Raw genomic sequence first — 19,521 nt, forward strand, 5'->3', positions numbered from 1 at the left:
GAGCATACAGTCACGAAAACAGTAAGGAAAGCTAGAACTTTCATCCTTACAGTAGTCATGTTATTAATCCACCTTTAAACTCTTCCTCTTAATCCTGGTTTACGAAATCGTTTTCGTAAAACCAGTCTTTATCTTATCACAATTTGGACACAATTTTCAATATCATTTTTTAGATTTTGTTTATAAAATTTTTATATTTATTATCGTTTCCATGTTTTTGGTTTGATGACAATAAATATAGGCAGAAGTTCCAGCCTGCCAGCCAGCATATCGAACATCAGCACAATTTTGGACAGATAAGAAAATTCTGAGTAGTTTCCCATTGGTCCTACCATACCAAGTCCTGGTCCGATATTATTCAGGGTCGCAATGACCGCTGTGATAGTTGTCTGAAAATCAAAATTATCAAGAGATACCAAAAGGAACGATGCCAGCATTGTCACTACATAAAGGCACAGATAAGCAGATACAGATTTAACTGTTGTGCCCTCTACCACGTGTCCGTCCATATAGACCCTTTTTACGGCCTTTGGATGAACAAGGAAGTTCAGTTCGTTTCTTGCGTTTCTGATGACGATAAGGGCCCTTGAAAACTTAAATCCGCCACCTGTAGAACCAGCGCAGGCTCCAACCAGTGCAAGCCCCATTAAAAGAACTCTTGAAAACTCAGGCCACTTGTCAAAGTCCAAGGTTCCAAAACCAGTTGTGGTCATGATGGATGTAACAGCAAACAGTGAATGGTGGAAAGACTGTCCATAGCCCTCTACTGCGCCTGCTCTGTAGACATTGATGCTGATAAGTATTGAAGAGATCAGAAGTGTTCCAAAATAAAACTTAACCTCATCGATGGCAAAAGCCTCTTTAGGCTTTCTCTGAATGAGGAAATAATACACGGTAAAGTTTACGCCGCAAAGTGCCATAAACAGGGTGATCACAGCCTGGGTAAGGGTTGAATAACCTCCAATACCGCTGTTTGTTACAGCAAATCCACCGGTACCAACTGTTGAGAAGGTAAGTGTCACGGCCTCGTATAGTGAGATACCTGTAAGTTTGAGACAGATGATCTCAAGTACAGTGATCGCCAGATAGATCATGTAGAGGATCTTGGCGGTATCTTTTACCTTGGGAACGATCTTACCAACAACAGGCCCCGGAGACTCAGCTCTCATAAGGTGCATGCTGTAGCCATCAGCCATGGGGACAACTGCGATAAGGAACACTAAAACTCCCATACCACCTATCCAGTGGGTGAATGTACGCCAAAACTGCACACTCTTTTCCATTCCATCTACTGCAGTCAGGATACTGCCTCCTGTAGTAGTAAAGCCTGATACAGTTTCAAAGCATGCATCGATATAGTTAGGTATAGTACCTGTAACAACAAATGGAATCGCTCCAACAAGACTCATGAATATCCAGGCAACTGCTGTGATAGCAAAACCTTCCCTGGCAAACATAACAGTGTTTGAAGGCTTTTTTAAAGTTCCAAGATAGCCTGTAAGAGCAAGGACAACAGCCAGGATAAAAAAGCAAACAGCGCTGTCATACTCACTATATATAAGCGCCACCACAAGTGGAAGCACCATAAGTGCCCCCATAACTCCAAGGAGTCTTAGGAGCACATATCTTACCATAGAGTAATTCATTTTTTACATCTCCAAAATGTCGTTTATATCATTAAGACCTGTCTGAGTTGTAACAACTATGACAGAATCTCTGTCTCTTATTACGCTCTCACCAGTTGGTGAAATGATCTCGCCATAGTGATTGATGCAGGCAATAAGGATACCCTTTTTGAGCTTTAATTTGGCAAGGGGAACTCCAATGATGGGGCTTCCATACTTAACAATAAACTCAAGAGCCTCAACTCTGTCATCATTGAGCTTATAGAGTGTTTCAATATTGTTTTCCTTGGAAACAGACATTCCGCGGACAAACTGAACAATCCTGTCTGCTGTGATGTTCTTTGGATAAATGATACTGCCTATTCCAAGAGATCCGATGATCTCGCCATAGTTAACTCTGTGGACCTTGGTTATGAGCTTGGCCTTGGGATTGATGCTCTTTACATACATTGAGAGCATGATGTTCTCTTCATCAAGGTTTGTAAGAGACACGAAGGACTCAGTGCTCATGACGCCTTCCTCAAGGAGCATGTCCTTGTCAGTTCCATCTCCGTTGATGACAAGCGCCTGTGGAAGAAGCTCAGTAAGCTCTTTGCACCTTACAGGATCCTTATCGAAGATCGTAACCTTTATGCCAAGGGCTATGAGCTGCATGGCAAGATAGTAACCTGTCTCGCCTCCGCCAATAATGATGGTGGAATGAACCTTAGCTGAAGGAAGTCCAAGCTTTTTAAAGAAGTTTACAGTGTTCTTAGAAGATCCGATGATGGTGATCTCATCGCCTGCTCTCAAAATAAAGCTTCCATCAGGAATAAATACATCATTGCCCCTTGTTACTACAGCAATGACAACATGCTTTTTAAGATCAGATGGAATATCCTTAAGTGCAAGATCCTTAAGCCTTGAGTTCTCGTCGATAACAAGTCTTACAAGCTCTGCTCTTCCTCTTGCAAAGGTCTCGATCTTGGTTGCTGAAGGAAGCTTTAAGAGTCTGCCCGCCTCTGTGGCTGCTGCCTCCTCAGGATTTATTACCATTGAAAGGCCAAGCTCCTCTTTGATGAAGTTGATCTCCTTTTTGTAGATAGGATTACGAACTCTGGCAATGGTGTGACAGTTACCAGCCTTTTTCGCAATCAGACAACAAAGAAGGTTAAGCTCATCAGAATCTGTTACCGCTATCATAAGGTCTGCCTTGTCGATACCTGCATCCTTCATGATAGAGTAACTGGCGCCGTTTCCGACGATTCCCAAAACATCCAGACTGTTTACAGCTGTCTGGACAACACTACTTTGTTCCTCAATTACAGTAATGTTATGTCCCTCTTTGCTAAGCTGCTCTGTAAGAGTAAGTCCTACATTACCGCAGCCTACAACTATGATACGCATATATATCCTCCAAAATGGTTATTCTTCTAGTTCAGATGCTTCCCTTTCGTAGTCAAGGGCCTGTTCATCATTGCCAAGCTTTTTGTAGCACTTAGCAAGGGCAAGCCTTGGGAAAGATCCGCTCTTTTTAGCATCAATGATGCTGCTGCATTCATAAGCAGCATTATAGTACCAAACAATGGCCTCGTCTATGTCACCTCTGCCAAAGTAGTAATCCCCAAGCTCATAGCACATCTCGCTGGACATCTCTGAGATGGCATCCTTTAAAGAATACTTCAAAAGGCTGTGTGGATCATTCTGAAGCACAGCAATGTGAGCCAGAACGCAGGATGCCTCCTTAATCTCATCAAGGTCCCTTAAGGTATCAAGTGTGGAGCCTTCAAAAAACTCTTTTGCCTTAAGGAAATCCTCATCACTTCCTGCCATGAACAGCTCCCTGGCATACATGCTGTGAAGCCTCTTTGAAAGCCTTCTTCCGTTATTTATTGCTTTCCTGAAGGACTCAAGATCCCTTCCTGCATGATTTTCCTTTGGTCTGTGGATTATCTCTATATCGCTGTTTACAACAACTGGTTCAAGCACCACCTGCTCGTGAATTGGGTCCTCCCAGGTAAAGGGACGAACTCTCCTAAAGAGCTTTGGGCGAAGCTCTCTGTCAAAGTTGTAGACAGTCCTGTACTCAAGCTGATTGCAGTAGTACATCTGGACGATGTCAATCCCCAGCTCCTCCAGATCTTTTTCCTTAAGATCACGGAATCTCTTCTGGTTGTCCGCATCCAACTCCTCATCTGCATCGGCAGAATATATGTAGTCACAGCTTGCCTTGGAAAAAGAGAAGTTCCTGGCCTCAGAAAAATCCCCTGTCCAGGCAAAATCAAAAACCTTGGCGCCGTAGGAAGCTGCAATATCCTTGGTCTTGTCTGTGGAACCTGTATCCACAATGATCATCTCATCCACAATGTCTTTTAAACTATCAAGACACTTTGGGAGATTCTCCTCTTCATTTTTAACGATCATGCAAAGACTTATGGTAACCATATTTTCCTCCTGCTGGTCAGATCAGATCAAAATACTGTCTGAACGTTTACTATACTGCCGTCCTTAACATTAAAGCTCCATATCTGATGATCAATAAGGCGGTGCTCCGTAAGAAAGTAGGTATCCCCAACCTGTGAAATGTTGTAGGGCGTTCCTCCGCCTATAAAATATTCTGAATAAATGTCCTCGTACTCTCCCTTTGAAAGGTCTTCAAGGCTCTTTGTCCGGATCAGAGTGGCATAGTCCTGATTGCCTGTAATGTCAGTCGAAATGGTGATGTAAAACATATCCTCTATCCTGGTCATCTGCACCATTCCTGCAATATTATCAGGGACAGGATAGCTCTTTTTGACCTTGAATGTATCAAGGTCGCAAACCAGTATCTGGGGGGCCTTGCCACTACCTGAAAGGCCTGAGACAAAATAGATATCTCCGTCAATTATAGTAAAGGACCTTACATAGGTGCTCGAAAGTTCCTCAACCTTCCTGATATCTGTAAGGTAAAGCCTTGTGGAGTCCTCAGGGCGCCTGAAGCAGTACATTTCCCCGGACTCAGAACTCCACACATAAAAGGTTTTGGTTCCCTCGTCATAGACAGAGAAATGAGGTCTGTTTCCTATGTCGTTAAACACCTGGGTGTTTAGATATTTATCGACCCATTTTTCATAAACCAGAACCCTGTTGTTTTCTGTATCGTCAACTAAAAACACTTTTCCATCGCTGGCCAGTGTGTGGGGCTGGATCACCTCATCGCACATAATATTCCAGGCCTGGATAGGAGTATCAAGGCTGTCCGAATAGATGACCTTATTGTGATAACAGTCCACAATAAACCAGGTATCATTAACTTTAGTTATGTAGGTCGGAACACTAAGGGACAGGTCAAGGCTCATGAGCAGTTCTTTTTCCATGCCTGCCTTGTCCATGTCAAGACCAGCTTCCGTAAGCTCCGACTCCCTTATATATTCTTTTCCGTCAAATGCTGCCCCCTGCAGGGTCTCATTTTTGCCGCAGCCTATGACAGTAAGAGTAAGAAGCACACACAGGGCTTCTGCGATCACTTTTTTTGCTAACATCTAAAACCTCAAAATACCGATAAAAGGCCCAACTTCTTAGACCACAACAACCTTGTTGCGTCCGCTGTTCTTGGCCTTATAAAGTGCTGCATCCACGTTCTGGATGGTCTTGGAGTAGTCACCATTGTAACGGGACACACCAACAGAAATAGTAAATGGAACCGGAGTGTCGTGAGAGTTCTCAATATTCTGCCTGAACTGCTCCATGCGGGCGCAGGCGTTATTGACATCACAGTTCTTGAAAATGATGACAAACTCCTCACCTCCATAGCGAATTACATAGTCATCATCGTGAGTCTCCTTAGAGAGCTTTTGTCCGATGTATAAAAGAGTCAGATCCCCAGTGTAGTGTCCGTGCTCGTCATTGATCTTTTTAAAATAGTCAATGTCCAGCATGGCAATTGCAACCTGCTGCCCCTCTTCAACACCCTCAAGAGCATTCTTATTAACAATCCTCTCAAGAAGATGCCTGTTGTAAACCTGAGTCAGAGGGTCTGTGATCATGGCAAGCTCCAGCTTTTGCTCAACTCTGTAGTGGTCAAGGAAAAACAGCATAAGAAGATAGTGTGACATGATTACAGCAAGGCCACAGGGAATCTCAAGGGCAAATATGATATCCAGGTTCGGATAATGGTTAAAGGAATTAGTAACGAGGATCTCAAAAAGAAAGAACAGCGTGGAAAAAATAGTCTCTCTTGGTTTTGACGCAAATCCAATGGTGATCCAGATAAGGTTCATGATGATGAAACCTTCACTGGCATGGATCTTGATCTCCAGATGATAAATGGCCCAGATGGTGGCGATCACCATGGCATGGCCAAGAAAATAGTCCATAAATACCGTCACTGCGCGGTTCCTGAAAAAGTGAGTCACCACAAAGAAGATTACCATGAATCCCAGGATTGAGAACCTGGGGATCAGTGTTGGCATATATGAACCATTTAAAAGATAATCAGAAATAATATAAGCAATGGATGAAAAGCATCCAGCTATCAGGCTCAGCTCCACATACTTTTGGTAGTAGTCGCACTTAGCCTGATAGAAATCGGCCTTTTCATCCTTGTTCATTGTCTTATAGTCGTGGTATAACGCCACTAGGTCTTTAACACCATCAATAAGTCTCATAGCAGTCCCCCAAGACTGTGGTTACTCCTCAGATGTGTCTCCAACTGGCTTGCCGCCTGTTGCCAGCCACTTAAGGTATGCATTGATAAATGGATCAAGGTCGCCATCAAGTACACCATCAGCGTTTGATGACTTGAATCCTGTTCTTGTGTCATTGACCATGGTATAAGGCTGAAGGACATAAGAACGGATCTGGCTACCCCAGGCATTATCCTTAACCTCGCCTCTGATACCAGAAAGCATTGCAGCCTGCTCTTCCTGCTTCATGATAAAGAGCTTGGCCTTGAGCATCTGCATAGCCTTATCCTTGTTCTGGAACTGTGAACGCTCATTCTGGCAGGCAACTACTACTCCTGTAGGAATATGTGTGATCCTGACCGCAGATGAGGTCTTGTTGATGTGCTGTCCACCAGCACCACTTGATCTGTATGTGTCGATCCTGAGGTCATCAGGATTGATCTCGATGTCGATATCCTCTTCAATGTCTGGCATTACGTCGCAGGATACGAAGGATGTCTGACGCTTAGCCTGTGCGTTAAATGGGCTGATACGAACAAGTCTGTGAACGCCATGCTCTGATTTTAAAAGGCCGTAGGCGTTAGTTCCTGAAATCTGGAAAGCAACTGACTTGATGCCGGCTTCATCGCCGTCAAGAAGGTCTAAGGTCTCAATTGAAAATCCCTTTCTCTCTGCCCATCTTGTGTACATACGATAAAGCATGCTTGCCCAGTCGCAGGCCTCTGTTCCGCCTGCACCTGCGTTGAGACGAAGGATAACGTCGTTCTTGTCATAAGGTCCGTTAAGAAGATTGCTGATACGGATATTCTCAAGTTTGTTCTCAAACTCATCAAGCTCTGATCTGATCTCAGCAGCCATGTCCTCATCGTCTACGCCTTCTGCGTTCTGCATATCGATGAGATCGATGATGTCGTTGTACTGGTTGTTGAGAGTTTCAATATCTGCAACCAGGTCCTGCATATTTTTAAGGTCTTTGGTCTTTTTGTTGGCCTTCTCTGCGTTGTCCCAAAAACCTGGCTCCTCCATTTCACGGGAGAGCTCTTCAATTATCTTTTTCTTAGAATCAAGGTCAAGGGATGCAGTAACCTCTTCAAGTGTACCCTTAAGGCCCTGGATCTCAACCTTCATCTGATCTAAAACTACCATCTAAAACTCCTATCTAATACTTCGTAAATTACTATCTATATATTTAACTACCAGGCTGTATTATACCTTTCCATGGCAGTTTTTGAACTTCTTGCCGCTTCCGCATGGGCATGGATCGTTAGGATAAACCTTGGCCTCAACTCTCTTTATGGGAGCCTTGGCTACGCTGTCATCCTTGTTGGTTCCAGTAACCTTGGCAACCTGCTCACGCTCAACTCTCTCTTCAATGTGCACATGGAAAAGAAGTCTTACTGTATCCTCTTCGATGTTCCTTGTCATGTCATCGAACATCTCATAGCCTTCAAGCTTGTACTCAAGCTTAGGATCTCTCTGGCCGTAAGCCTGAAGTCCGATACCCTGACGCAGCTGATCCATATCGTCGATGTGATCCATCCACTTTCTGTCGATGACCTTAAGAAGGATGACACGCTCGATCTCACGGATTGTCTCTGGCTCTGGGAACTCAGCCTCTTTAGCCTCATAGAGCTTGACTGCCTCTTCCTTGAGCTGCTGCTTGATGCCTGACTTAGTGAGGTTTTCGATCCTGCCTCTGGTGATTTTCTTAAGAGGTACTGTAGGAAGAAGGATCTCATTGAGCTCAGCAAGATTCCAGTTGTCAGAGTTACTCTCTTCTCCGATAACTGTGTCTACTGAAGACTCAACTATATCAGTGATCATCTTGTAGATGGAATCACGCATTGACTCGCCGTTAAGAACTCTCTTACGCTCTGCATAGATGATCTCTCTCTGCTCGTTGTTGACCTGGTCATACTCAAGCAGGTTCTTACGGATCGCATAGTTGTTGGACTCGATCTTCTTCTGAGCTGATTCAATGGCTCTTGAAAGAGATGAGTGCTCAATTTCCTGTCCCTCAGGAATATGAAGTGCATTGAACATGGAGATAAGCCTCTCTGAACCAAAGAGTCTCATGAGGTTATCTTCAAGTGATAAGTAGAACTTGGATTCACCAGGATCTCCCTGACGACCGGAACGTCCACGGAGCTGATTGTCGATACGTCTGCTCTCGTGTCTCTCAGTACCGATGATCTTAAGACCACCTGCCTGCCTTGCCTCGTCGTCAAGCTTGATATCAGTACCACGGCCAGCCATGTTGGTGGCGATGGTTACAGCGCCATGTCTTCCTGCCTCTGCTACGATCTCAGCTTCCATCTCATGGAACTTGGCATTGAGGACCTGATGCTGGATGTTTCTCTTTCTGAGCATCCTTGAAAGCTCTTCAGATGCCTCGATAGTGATAGTACCTACAAGAACAGGCTGTCCCTTGGCATGTGCTGCCTCAACAGCGTCACAGATGGCATTCAGCTTTTCTTTTCTTGTTTTGTAAACAGCATCCTGAAGGTCCTTACGGATTACAGGCTTATTGGTAGGAATGGTGATAACGTCCATTCCATAGATCTCTCTAAACTCCTGCTCCTCTGTAAGAGCAGTACCAGTCATACCACACTTCTTGTCAAACTTGTTAAAGAAGTTCTGGAAGGTGATAGTTGCAAGGGTCTTACTTTCTCTTTTAACCTTAACGTGTTCCTTGGCCTCGATAGCCTGGTGAAGACCGTCTGAATATCTACGACCTGGCATTACACGACCTGTGAACTCGTCGACGATAAGTACCTCATCATCCTTAACGATGTAGTCGTGATCCTTCTGCATAAGGTTGTTGGCACGAAGAGCCAGGATGATGTTGTGCTGGATCTCAAGGTTCTCAGGATCAGCAAGGTTCTCTATGCGGAAAAATCTCTCAACCTTGGCAACACCCTGCTCTGTAAGGTTGACAATCTTGTCCTTTTCATTGACGATGAAGTCTCCGGTCTCTTCACGCTCTACGCCCATGATGGCGTCCATCTTGGTGAGTTCTTCCATGTCCTCACCCCTTGTCATCTGCTTGGCAAGGATATCGCAGGCTTCGTAAAGCTTGGTGGACTTGTCTGACTGACCGGAAATGATAAGAGGTGTTCTTGCTTCGTCGATAAGGATTGAGTCTACCTCGTCGATGATGCAGTAGTTAAGACCTCTTAAAACGCACTGCTCCTTGTAGATAGCCATGTTATCACGAAGGTAATCAAATCCCAGCTCGTTGTTTGTAACATAGGTAATGTCACAGTTATAAGCTGCTCTTCTCTCGTCAGAATTCATGCTGTTAAGAACGCAGCCAACCTTAAGGCCCAGGAACTCATGGATCTGACCCATCTGATCAGCATCACGCTTAGCCAGGTAGTCGTTGACAGTAACAACGTGTACACCCTTACCTGCAAGAGCATTTAAGTATGAAGGAAGTGTAGCCACAAGGGTCTTACCTTCACCAGTTCTCATCTCAGCGATACGGCCCTGGTGAAGAATGATTCCACCGATGAGCTGTACTCTGAAGTGTTCCATTCCAAGAACTCTCTTACCAGCCTCTCTTACTACAGCGTAGGCTTCTGGCAAAATGTCGTCTAAGGTCTCACCCTCAGAAAGCCTTTTCTTGAACTCCTCTGTCTTAGCTCTGAGTTCCTCGTCAGAAAGAGCCTGCATCTGCTCTCTCATGCCTTCAATTGCATCAACTGTATTCTTGATGCGGCGAAGCTCTCTCTCTGAATGTGTTCCTATGATCTTGTCAATAATACTCATCTTATTTCTCCTAAAAAAGGGCAAACTTCACCCTTTATAATTAGCAAAATACCAAAGCACATTGTAGCAGATTTGGCGGGTATTTTCAAGGAACGCAAAAGGAGCCCGCATAAGGCTCCTTTTAGATTGTAGACAAAGTACAGATTATCCATAAGCCGCTTAATGAATTGTAAGTCTGACTGAATGAATATCAATAGCCTTTCGCGGCATATCCTCGCAGCCCGCAACAAGACACGGGGACGGTTCTTTTGTCTTATCCTGTGCGGCCTGCTGCGGTATTCCACGTTGCTATTGACATTCATCCGGTCAGACTTTTTTAGTGATCAAGCGGCCATGGATAGTGTGTTGTAGGCAGTGAATTGAATTACCACATGCGTTTTGGTTGCGCTTATGCACTATGGATGCACAGTGTCTTCTGCATCGCGATATATCGTGCTGTGACCAGCGCCACAGAGTCAATATAATACCATTGTCAGCTTTATTTTCTGCAGGTATTATGGTTTTACAGAAGTATCGTATATTATTTTATCAAATCTAATACCAGAAGCTCTCGCCTCTTTGAGGGGTATGAATTTCACGTTGTGGTTTTGTTTAAGCCCCCAAAATTAGCGCAAGAAATCTAATACCAGTATCCACATACCCTTTCGATGGTATTAAAAGTGCCCTGATCCTTTTCTTCAAGACCAGAAAAAACTAGGACCAGTAATAAGGAAATCAATTGAAGGTATTAGATTGGCCAAAAACCACTTTTGAATAAGGCTTTTGAGCGCCGCATGTGGTCCAAAAAATGCCAGATTTTTTTGATTACGGACTATAGCATAGAAAAATGCTCTACAGTAGGTCATTATTTCCCGCTAAAAGCCTCAAAAAAATCCAATTTCAGACTAGAAACCGCTTTCAGAGCCTACAGTCCGTAACTTTCCTTCCGGATCCAGTGGTATAATTTCTTGAAAAAAAACCGTTTTACGGACTGTGCACTCAAAAAACACTATGTAGTCCGTAATACAATTTAATAACAATTGATATTGGCCATCTTTTTACGGACTGAGATAAGAAAATAAGCCATTCAGTCTGATTCCACTGTATAGTGCCAGTTAATCAACGGCTCGCCGAACACCTGACGCACCACATCAGACACCAGAAGTTCCTAACCCACGCTAGAAACCAATTCACCCCGCCCGCACCTTCATCATCCCCGCTTGATTACCCAACAACGTCCACCGGAAATCGGTCAAGTGGATCATGGAATACCGCAGCAGATACGGCCGGGTAAGATCAGCTAAATTCCTGAACCCACAGTATCTGCGAGGATATGCCGTGAAAGCCACTTGGGCGATTTCCGGTGGATGTTATAATACCAGGAGCGGGGATGAACTGTAGCACGTAACGTAGTGCTTTGCCTGTAATTTAAAAGGAGCCTGAAGTAAGGCTCCTTTCGTGTTATATGGAAATTCAATTTGTATATCAGTATTTCTGTGCCTGCTCTTCGCCGTTCATGACTCTGATAGCGCCCTGGGCAAGAGCAAGAAGCTCGTCCTCACCAGGATATACAGTAACTGGAGCGATCCAGTCTACCCTGTCCTTGATGGCATCTGTGATGACCTGTCCGTAAGCGATTCCGCCTGTAAGGATGATCTGGTCAACCTTGCCTTTAAGGACTGTTGCGCAGGCTCCGATGTTCTTGCAGATCTGGTAGATGAAAGCATCCCTTACAAGGATAGCCTTCTCGTTGCCATCTTCGCACATCTTGTTAACTTCTCTCATGTCGTTGGTTCCAAGGTATGCGTTAAGTCCGCCGTAGCCAACGATCTTCTTTTTCATTTCATCGTATGTGTACTTGCCTGAGAAGCACATATCTACAAGGGCCTTAGCTGGAATGCCGTTAGCTCTTTCTGGTGAGAATGCACCGTCTCCGTTAAGTGCTGCATAAACGTCGATCATCTTGCCGTTCTTGTGAACGCCTGTTGATGTACCGCCGCCCATGTGAACTACGATAACGCTGATCTCGTCATATCTCTTTCCGATCTCTTTAGCGTATCTGCGGGCAACTGCCTTCTGATTAAGAGGATGGTCGATTGATACTCTCTCAATTTCTGGAACACCTGAGATCCTGGCAACTGGCTCCATCTCGTCAACTACTACAGGGTCAACGATGTATGAAGGAACACCGATCTCGTCGCCGATCTCTCTTGCAAGGATACCGCCAAGGTTAGATGCGTGCTGACCCTGAACGCCCTTTCTAAGGTCCTCTAAAAGAGCATCTGTGCACTCGTAGGTTCCACCTGGGATTGGACGAAGAAGTCCGCCTCTTCCTACGATAACGTTAAAAGACTTGATGTCGATGTTTTCTTTTTTCAAAAAATCAAGAATGATATTCTTGCGGAAGTCCTTCTGGTCAATGATCGAAGCATAGGACTCTATCTCCTCTGTGCTGTGACGCAGGGTCTCCTCCTTAACAAGGGTCTCGTCCTCAAAAATACCAACCTTAGTAGATGTAGAACCTGGATTGATTATAAGACTTTTGATCATGTCATTTCCTTTCCGTCAGCATTGCTGGCCTGTATTAAAGAATTCCCTTTTTCTTGTCTTCAGCAACAACAGCTGCAAGAGCGATGGAATTAACCTTAACTTCTACTGAGTCAGATCTTGATGTAAGGATTACAGGAGCCTTGGTTCCTGTTAAGATGTTACCGTTCTTGACTGTTGCAAGACGAACGATGGTCTTGTATGTAAGGTTTCCTGCGTGGATATCTGGGAAAAGAAGGATGTCAGCGTCGCCAACGATCTTTCTGTCAAGGGCGCCAGCCTTGTGCTTGGCTGCCTCAGGATCGATCGCAAGGTCCATGGAAAGAGGTCCGTCAACGATGCAGTTCTTGATCTCGCCTTCCTCGTTGAGTCTTGTGAGCTCAGCAGCCTCAACAGTAACAGGCATCTTGGGATTAACAACCTCTACTGCTGCAAGAGGAGCAACCTTAGGGCACTCAACACCGCAAGCTCTTGCAACATCTACAGTATATTCAATGATGACTTTTTTATCTTCAAGAGTAGGATATGGCATGAATGCAACGTCTGTAAGGAACAGGAGACGATCGATACCAGGGATCTCAAATACACAAACATGTGAAAGAGGTCTTCCTGTACGAAGTCCAACTTCCTTATCAAGTACGCTCTTAAGGAAATCTTTTGACTCAAGGGCGCCCTTCATATAGATGTCGGCCTTACCATCGTGTACAAGGGATACAGCAGTTCTTGCTGCCTCAATTGTGTCCTTAACATCGATGATCTCATACTCATCAATGTTAATTCCAACCTCTTTTGCCTTCTCAGCGATCTGATCTCTGTCGCCAACCAGGATCGGATCTACGATACCTCTCTCTTTTGCCACCTTAACAGCCTCAAGTACGTGTGTGTCCTGGGCTACAGCCACTGACATCTTCTTGGTGTCAGCGGTCTTAAGCTTGGCTAAAATGTCATCAAATGTCTTACTCATGATAATAAAAACCTCCGTTTTACTGATTATACGTGGGTGGTACCCTTAAACTTTACCGCCATATGACAAAATTTTAACACTAACTAAAGTTATTTTCAATGTGCAAAAACAGCAAAGAAAGCCCGTGGTTTTTGGCTGGTAAAGAGCCTTAAATTGCGGTAAACTAAATAAATAGAATACTTACTGGAGGTGGATCTATGGGAAAAGTTTTTCATGTAGATAAACAGATTGCCAACAAAAATGTTGAAGACTCCATCACTGAATGGACCAAGGTGGTCAAGTACAGTGATATCAATTCTGAAGGAAGGCTCTTTGGCGGACAGCTCATGAGCTGGATAGATGAAGTAGCAGGAACAGTTGCCCTCCGTCACTCAGGTAACCCCGTTGCCACAGCTGCAGTTGACAACATGCAGTTCAAGCAGGGCGCCAAGCTCGGGGACGTTTTAGTGATCGTAGGCAAACTCACCCATGTAGGCAGAACCTCCATGGAAGTCAGAGTGGACACCTATGTTGAAGATGTTCAAAATGGCATGAGACATGTCCTTAACAGGGCATACTTCACAGAAGTCTGCATCGACAACGACGGCTCAGCCGTTGTAGTGCCCTACGGCCTCAACGTTCGCACCGAGAGCGAGAAGGCAGAATGGGAAGGCGCTGAAAAGAGAAGAGACCTCCGCAAACAGCGCAGAATGGAAGGATTCTAAAACACAAAAGACCGGCTCTGGCCGGTCTTTTTATATCAATGGATAAGACAACAGAACCGTCCCCGTGTCTCATTGTGCACAACAAGACACGGGGACGGTTCTAGTGTCTCCTAGTTTGTCTTTTTATCGTAAGCACCAAGGATCATCTTCATGCAGCCAACAACCGGTGCTGCAGGGTGCTTCATGGTGAAGTACAGGAGCCTGTTTGCAAGGCCACTTATAGTGACGTCAGTTCCTGTCACCTTGCTTCGAATATCTTCCCTAAGAAAGATCTTTTTAACTCTCGCAGCTGTATCTTTATCAGGGCAGCGAAGTTCATTCTTCATCACAAGAAGAAGGATCATAACAAACTCTCTGTCCATCTGCTGGTCTGCGTTTTCAATACCCTTATCCTTGAGGATTTCCCTAAAAGTCTTATTGCTAAGTTCAAGATCCTTTAAGAAGTTTGGCTTGTAGGAATGTGCCATGGAACTGCCAACCAGTCTGTAGTGGTAGAAGTAACTATCCTTGGCAATTGCAAGTCGCTTAACATCGCACAGACATGGAAGAGTGATGTTGACGTCCTCGCTCATAAATATCGTAGGGTCGCAGTACTTGATGTTTTCAAGGACAAGCTTTCTGGAAATCAGCTTCATGCATCTGGACATGGTGACAGGTCTGACTTCCTCCCCAAGGAGACGGCGCCTTATCTTATCAAGCTCTGCTCCAGTGTACACGCCTGGCTGAAGAGCCTGGGTCTCTTTTCTGCGCTCTCCTGTCTTTTCAACGATGTAGTTGCCCGCAACAATCTCGCAGTCAATAAACGGATTCTTGTATCCGATGCCCCTTGCAGAAGCCTCACCTGCCTGCCCAGCCTCTTCCTGGGCGACGCTGGTCAGAGCATAGAGCCCTTCCATCATATCTGCATCGATCCAGTCATCGCTGTCAACGTAGGAAACATAATCGGAAGTTGCCTCCACCGTGCCTGCGATCCAGGCAGACTGCAGTCCTCCGTTTTCCTTGTGGATGACCTTGACGCGGCTGTCCTTTGCTGCGAATTCGTCGCACTTTTTCCCGCTGATTCCGTCTGTTGAGCCGTCGTCAACAAGCACGATCTCAATATCTGTCATGGTCTGTGCCAGCACTGACTCGATGCACTGATCCATGTATTTAGCTGTATTGTAAACCGGTATTATTATACTGATCTTTGCCATTACTTCTTCCTATCATCCGCCCTGCGGCTTCTTTTCTTCCTTGATACTACCTACTTTTCCAGCGGTCGTCAATCCGGGTGGATTTCCCTGATCTCCCAGCTCTTTATTCTCACGCCGTCGTAGCAGTGTTCTATGGTGAAAAGAGCTTTCGCACCGCCTGTTTCAACCGCCTGTCCGTCACTGCTTCTTTTAACTTTTCCCTGGTCTGCCACAAAATTCCCCAAAGAGTAGTAAACAAGCGTCTGTCCACCATCCCCGCGATCAATAACTTCCGTCTCCTGCACAACATGAGGGTGACTTCCGATAATAACATCTGCTCCTGCCTTTGCCATAACATCTGCCATATGCTTTTGGTAGTCCGAAACATCAGTCTCGTACTCATCACCCCAGTGGGCAAAGACAACAACAAAGTCAGCATCATTCCGCGCGTCCTGAATATCCATCACAAGTCTGTCTTCTGAAAAGAAATCCTGATCTATTGCAGTATCAGATCCTTCTTCTATGCTGTCTGCACCTTGCTCTGACGCATTCCCTGGCAGATAGTGCACCGCATAAGGGTACTTGTCCGATGCATCGATCCCGTTGGTTCCGTAGGTATATGACAAAAGCGCGATCCTGATACCGTTCCTTGTGATCACTTCATAGGGCCGGTACTGCGTCTCGCTGCTACCCTGTATCCCAACGCAGGTGATTCCATTATCTTTGTAAAAAGAACTGGTCACCTCAATCCCATATATCCCCTTATCCAACGCATGGTTGTTGGCGCAGCTGGCTACGTCAAAGCCTGCTGCCGCAAGAGCCTTTCCTACTGCCAAAGGAGATCCAAATTGCGGATAGCCTGAAACCGCAGACTCCTTATCAACCAGCACTGTCTCTGCATTAAATGCAGCAACATCTGCTGCCATGATCTCCTCCTTAAAAGGCTCATACAGATAATCAAAACTTCCGCTTTCATGGGCATAGGCATACTCATAGATTGACTTATGGATCAGATTGTCGCCAAAGGCCAAAAAAGCAACTTCATTATCCATGGTCTTAAGACCAAAAGATTCCCAGTGCCACAAAGCGCAGTTCCCATCAATATCCTCTGTAAGCAGCACAGCCTCCGATGTGGCGCTTCCCTCATTTAGAAGCTTCATTCGCTTAACATCCACTCCTATATCAGAAGCGAACCACTTCTGGCTGACCACCCCAGAAATCACACTGTCATGTCCAGACTCGTTACCATCAATTCCTTTTTGCGCCCCGCTTCCCACATCGTAAATAAAAATATGTTGTGAATAGCACCTCTCATCCGACGTGATCCAGAAGGGCCTGTGCTTCCCAAAGCGCCCACGCTTCCACACAAGAAGGATCATCTCGGTGGCGCCGTCTCTGTCGATATCGGTAAGGAAACCATCCTGAGTTTTATACTCAGAGGGAGACGACCAGAAGGGTGAATTTTCTCCCGGCATTTGGTAATCAGCATCGTTGTCCACATTTAGCACATCACTTGCATCAACACTCCCCGCTGCATAAAGAGCTGCCTTCCCGCCTTCAACCTTCAGCACAAGCTCACCTGACTGCTCACTCTTTTTCGCATAATGAACCCACGTAGGCGGCGCTACCAGGAGCCTAACCTTTTGGGCAAAAGAGCTATCTCTGCCAGTTCCTGTCTGGCCCCCAAAAACAGCCACAAAAGCCGCTGCAACAAAGGCGCAGCAAAAGGCTGCCACGACAATAAGTCGCAGCAGCCCTCTTTTATTTGCACATTTCCTTTGGCCTGTTTTATCCATTAAAATCCTTCACAAAATCATTCTGATCACTTAAGTCGTCCCAGGGATCAGTCCGTCACCATCATCTGTTCCCAGTAACAATCCTGTAGCTCTGGGTCCAATCAGGCTGCATCGTAACGTTGTCGTTCTCAACCCAGTTCCAGTCATCATCAAGGTATCCTCCCTCAAGAGAAGCTCTGAATTCCTCATCGGTCATCCTCTCATCAATGGGCACAGTGAACTGATAAAAACTATATACACTTCCTGAACCAACGTGAAGCTCCCCATCAATAGGAAATACCACAAATACTGTATCCGCCTTTCCTGAACCAACTTCAAGGACTGTGCCGTTAGGGTCAGTTGCAATGTCCGCAATAACAGGACATGGAGCCTGGTAGCTGTGGGCAAGATCAAGGCCGTCTGCAGCATTTACTTCCTGCCAGAAGTGCTCCAAGTTTCCACCGTAGCCCCTTATGAACTCATAATCATCATCAGAAAGAGCCTCATTCCTTAGCTCTTTTTCAGAGATATCAAGAAGCCTTTTTGCAATATCTGAAAGAAGCGCCAGGTCATCTTTTTCTGCAGAACTAAGCATTCCTGCTGCCTCAAGGCCATTTGACGTCTTCTCCGACAGATCTATGAACCTGCTGTAGATCACAGGCTCGGGATCAACGTAGCCGCGATCGTCAGGCATCTCGTCGTCGCCGCCGCCCATCTCTGCTGCAACCTGCTTGGCATAAAGAATGGTATCGTGCTTAAGCTCAGCGTAGGAACCCGCAAAGGTCTCAAGCTTTTTCTTGTTCCACTCATCGTTTTGCATGTACCATGGGTAGCCGCTGCCTCTCTTTTCAAAAAGAGGTCTTAATGTGTAAAGCCAGCCAGCGTAAAGACTTGCGCCCCAAAGTTCCATGTCTGAATTATCAAAGGTCTCCTGCATAACAGCCAGGTTGTCTGTGTAGTTCTTGAACTTTGTATCCCCCTGCTCATCAAGGATCTTGAAAGCCTCCTCAGAACCAAGGGCCGCTGCAGTATCAAGGGCATCAGGAAGGTATCTTCTCTCACCTTCAGGATTTTCCTCAACTGCCCTGTAGATCAGGTTCTGCATTATGGCAGCATCGATTGTAAATCTCTGTCCCATGAACCTGAAGGACGGGATCACGTTCTCCTCATTTTCCATAACCGGTATTCCGTTGATCTTAGGTGGCTGCGCCTTTTTAAGAGCCTCAACAACCTTTCCAAAGGCCGCCTCATCCCCTGCAACTTCTGCTACATCCGGAATCTTTCCGTAGGCACCTTCAAGAACCTGCACCATTTCTCCGTAGGTAAAGTCATCAGATACTCCAGCAAAAAAGCTTGTGACATCATACAAGCTGTTGTAGTCAGCATCATCCTGGGACAGTGCGCAGCTCATAAGGACGGCGCTCTTTGCCATCTCCTCGCTCTCCAGGGCAAAAGAGATCCTGCCGTACCACATCATTGCTCTGAAATAAGCCTCAAGCGCCTCATCCCCTTCATAGTAGCCCCTTGGCTTGTACTGGGTATAGTCCTCGTTAAGACCTGTTAAGAGGCAAGGCTCTATGGCTGAAGCCTCCATGATCTTGTTATACTCAGTATCTGTCACCTCAGCAAAAGAGCTGTCGTCAATTCCAGAATCCACCGAAGGATCCTGAAGTTTTGCTCCCACATAGAATAGCGCCACGTTCCTAAGTGCAGCATCTTCAAAATCCGTTCCCTTTAGGCTCTCGTACTGCGCAGTGCTCCTTGCAAGCATCTCCGCACTTACGATCTTAAGTTTCTCAGACAAAGACTCTTTTTCAATGCTCTTAAGAAGATATGAAAAATAGAGATGATAAGTGTGCATCAGAGAATCCACCGTCACAAAGTTAGGAAACATGTTGTAGCGGTTCATCTCATACACATCAAAGAATTCATGATAGCCATCGGGTCTGACAGCAAAGCCCTTATCTGCAAGAGCATTCCTCATCTTTGAGGTATCATTGTACTCACTGTCATACTCGGACTCAAAAAGATATGCAAAATTCTTGTGGTAAGTTACATTGGAAAAGTCAGATGCGACCTGGTAATCAGGAACAGATGGCACCAGATCAGGGTCATAATATATTGTTTCCTCAGCGTTTGAAATAAGGCTCGTTCCTGTCTTTTGGGGAGCAGCATCATCCCCGGAATCCATAGCCCCATCACTACCATTTCCTGCATCCCCAGCTGCAGGAACATCTTCAGAAGATACTTGATTTCCTACATCACTGACTTCTCCTGCAGCGCCACATCCGCCGGCAATAAGAGACATAGCCAGTAACATCGATAACACTCTCTTTTTCAT

At 45.5% G+C, this 19,521-nt stretch carries 13 protein-coding genes; 1 reads left to right on the forward strand and 12 read right to left on the reverse strand.

Features of this window, described 5'->3' with window-relative positions:
* Positions 1–200: 200 nt before the first annotated feature.
* From J6I68_RS04770 to ptb, 9 genes are all read right to left on the reverse strand, one after another.
* Positions 201–1,646: a TrkH family potassium uptake protein gene (locus J6I68_RS04770; RefSeq protein ID WP_292217956.1), complete on the reverse strand. Its 1,446-nt coding sequence runs from the start codon at positions 1,644–1,646 to the stop codon at positions 201–203.
* A 3-nt stretch (positions 1,647–1,649) separates the two neighbouring features.
* Positions 1,650–3,011, reverse strand: a complete 1,362-nt coding sequence (trkA, locus tag J6I68_RS04775) for a Trk system potassium transporter TrkA (protein ID WP_292217957.1) — start codon at positions 3,009–3,011, stop codon at positions 1,650–1,652.
* Positions 3,012–3,029: 18 nt separating this feature from the next.
* Positions 3,030–4,049: a tetratricopeptide repeat-containing glycosyltransferase family 2 protein gene (locus J6I68_RS04780; RefSeq protein WP_292217959.1), complete on the reverse strand. Its 1,020-nt coding sequence runs from the start codon at positions 4,047–4,049 to the stop codon at positions 3,030–3,032.
* A gap of 26 nt (positions 4,050–4,075) precedes the next feature.
* Positions 4,076–5,125 (reverse strand): hypothetical protein, encoded by a 1,050-nt coding sequence (locus J6I68_RS04785; protein WP_292217962.1) that lies wholly within the window; start codon positions 5,123–5,125, stop codon positions 4,076–4,078.
* Between the two features lie 36 nt (positions 5,126–5,161).
* Entirely contained in the window at positions 5,162–6,250 is a 1,089-nt protein-coding gene (locus tag J6I68_RS04790; protein WP_292217964.1) for a GGDEF domain-containing protein, read from the reverse strand.
* A gap of 21 nt (positions 6,251–6,271) precedes the next feature.
* On the reverse strand, positions 6,272–7,414 hold the full coding sequence (gene prfB, locus J6I68_RS04795; RefSeq protein WP_292217968.1) for a peptide chain release factor 2: 1,143 nt from the start codon (positions 7,412–7,414) through the stop codon (positions 6,272–6,274).
* Between the two features lie 60 nt (positions 7,415–7,474).
* Positions 7,475–10,039 carry a preprotein translocase subunit SecA gene (secA, locus tag J6I68_RS04800; RefSeq protein WP_292217969.1) on the reverse strand — a complete coding sequence of 855 codons (2,565 nt, stop codon included), beginning with the start codon at positions 10,037–10,039 and terminating at the stop codon, positions 7,475–7,477.
* Positions 10,040–11,503: 1,464 nt separating this feature from the next.
* The gene (gene buk / locus J6I68_RS04805) at positions 11,504–12,568 is read right to left on the reverse strand and encodes a butyrate kinase (RefSeq protein WP_292202466.1); all 1,065 of its coding nucleotides are present in this window, start codon (positions 12,566–12,568) and stop codon (positions 11,504–11,506) included.
* A 34-nt stretch (positions 12,569–12,602) separates the two neighbouring features.
* Entirely contained in the window at positions 12,603–13,559 is a 957-nt protein-coding gene (gene ptb, locus J6I68_RS04810; RefSeq protein WP_330622414.1) for a phosphate butyryltransferase, read from the reverse strand.
* A gap of 167 nt (positions 13,560–13,726) precedes the next feature.
* On the opposite strand from ptb, the gene J6I68_RS04815 reads away from it, so the two are divergent.
* Entirely contained in the window at positions 13,727–14,233 is a 507-nt protein-coding gene (locus J6I68_RS04815; RefSeq protein WP_292217972.1) for an acyl-CoA thioesterase, read from the forward strand.
* Positions 14,234–14,343: 110 nt separating this feature from the next.
* Here J6I68_RS04815 and J6I68_RS04820 read toward each other — a convergent pair whose 3' ends face one another.
* The 3 genes from J6I68_RS04820 to J6I68_RS04830 all read right to left on the reverse strand — a co-directional run bounded on the left by J6I68_RS04820 (position 14,344) and on the right by J6I68_RS04830 (position 19,521).
* On the reverse strand, positions 14,344–15,426 hold the full coding sequence (locus J6I68_RS04820) for a glycosyltransferase family 2 protein (RefSeq protein WP_292217974.1): 1,083 nt from the start codon (positions 15,424–15,426) through the stop codon (positions 14,344–14,346).
* A gap of 68 nt (positions 15,427–15,494) precedes the next feature.
* Positions 15,495–17,201, reverse strand: coding sequence for a CapA family protein (locus J6I68_RS04825; protein WP_292217976.1), 1,707 nt, complete (start codon positions 17,199–17,201; stop codon positions 15,495–15,497).
* 61 nt (positions 17,202–17,262) lie between these two features.
* Positions 17,263–19,521: a DUF3160 domain-containing protein gene (locus J6I68_RS04830; RefSeq protein WP_292217977.1), complete on the reverse strand. Its 2,259-nt coding sequence runs from the start codon at positions 19,519–19,521 to the stop codon at positions 17,263–17,265.

The organism is Butyrivibrio sp., assembly GCF_017940685.1.
Taxonomy (GTDB): domain Bacteria; phylum Bacillota; class Clostridia; order Lachnospirales; family Lachnospiraceae; genus Butyrivibrio.

What these genes read in the sequence shown, in the direction of transcription:
- J6I68_RS04770 (WP_292217956.1), bottom strand. Translation starts at nt 1,646, where the DNA reads ATGAATTACTCTATGGTAAGATATGTGCTCCTAAGACTCCTTGGAGTT.
- trkA (WP_292217957.1), bottom strand. Translation starts at nt 3,011, where the DNA reads ATGCGTATCATAGTTGTAGGCTGCGGTAATGTAGGACTTACTCTTACA.
- J6I68_RS04780 (WP_292217959.1), bottom strand. Translation starts at nt 4,049, where the DNA reads ATGGTTACCATAAGTCTTTGCATGATCGTTAAAAATGAAGAGGAGAAT.
- J6I68_RS04785 (WP_292217962.1), bottom strand. Translation starts at nt 5,125, where the DNA reads ATGTTAGCAAAAAAAGTGATCGCAGAAGCCCTGTGTGTGCTTCTTACT.
- J6I68_RS04790 (WP_292217964.1), bottom strand. Translation starts at nt 6,250, where the DNA reads ATGAGACTTATTGATGGTGTTAAAGACCTAGTGGCGTTATACCACGAC.
- prfB (WP_292217968.1), bottom strand. Translation starts at nt 7,414, where the DNA reads ATGGTAGTTTTAGATCAGATGAAGGTTGAGATCCAGGGCCTTAAGGGT.
- secA (WP_292217969.1), bottom strand. Translation starts at nt 10,039, where the DNA reads ATGAGTATTATTGACAAGATCATAGGAACACATTCAGAGAGAGAGCTT.
- buk (WP_292202466.1), bottom strand. Translation starts at nt 12,568, where the DNA reads ATGATCAAAAGTCTTATAATCAATCCAGGTTCTACATCTACTAAGGTT.
- J6I68_RS04815 (WP_292217972.1), top strand. Translation starts at nt 13,727, where the DNA reads ATGGGAAAAGTTTTTCATGTAGATAAACAGATTGCCAACAAAAATGTT.
- J6I68_RS04820 (WP_292217974.1), bottom strand. Translation starts at nt 15,426, where the DNA reads ATGGCAAAGATCAGTATAATAATACCGGTTTACAATACAGCTAAATAC.
- J6I68_RS04825 (WP_292217976.1), bottom strand. Translation starts at nt 17,201, where the DNA reads ATGGATAAAACAGGCCAAAGGAAATGTGCAAATAAAAGAGGGCTGCTG.
- J6I68_RS04830 (WP_292217977.1), bottom strand. Translation starts at nt 19,521, where the DNA reads ATGAAAAAGAGAGTGTTATCGATGTTACTGGCTATGTCTCTTATTGCC.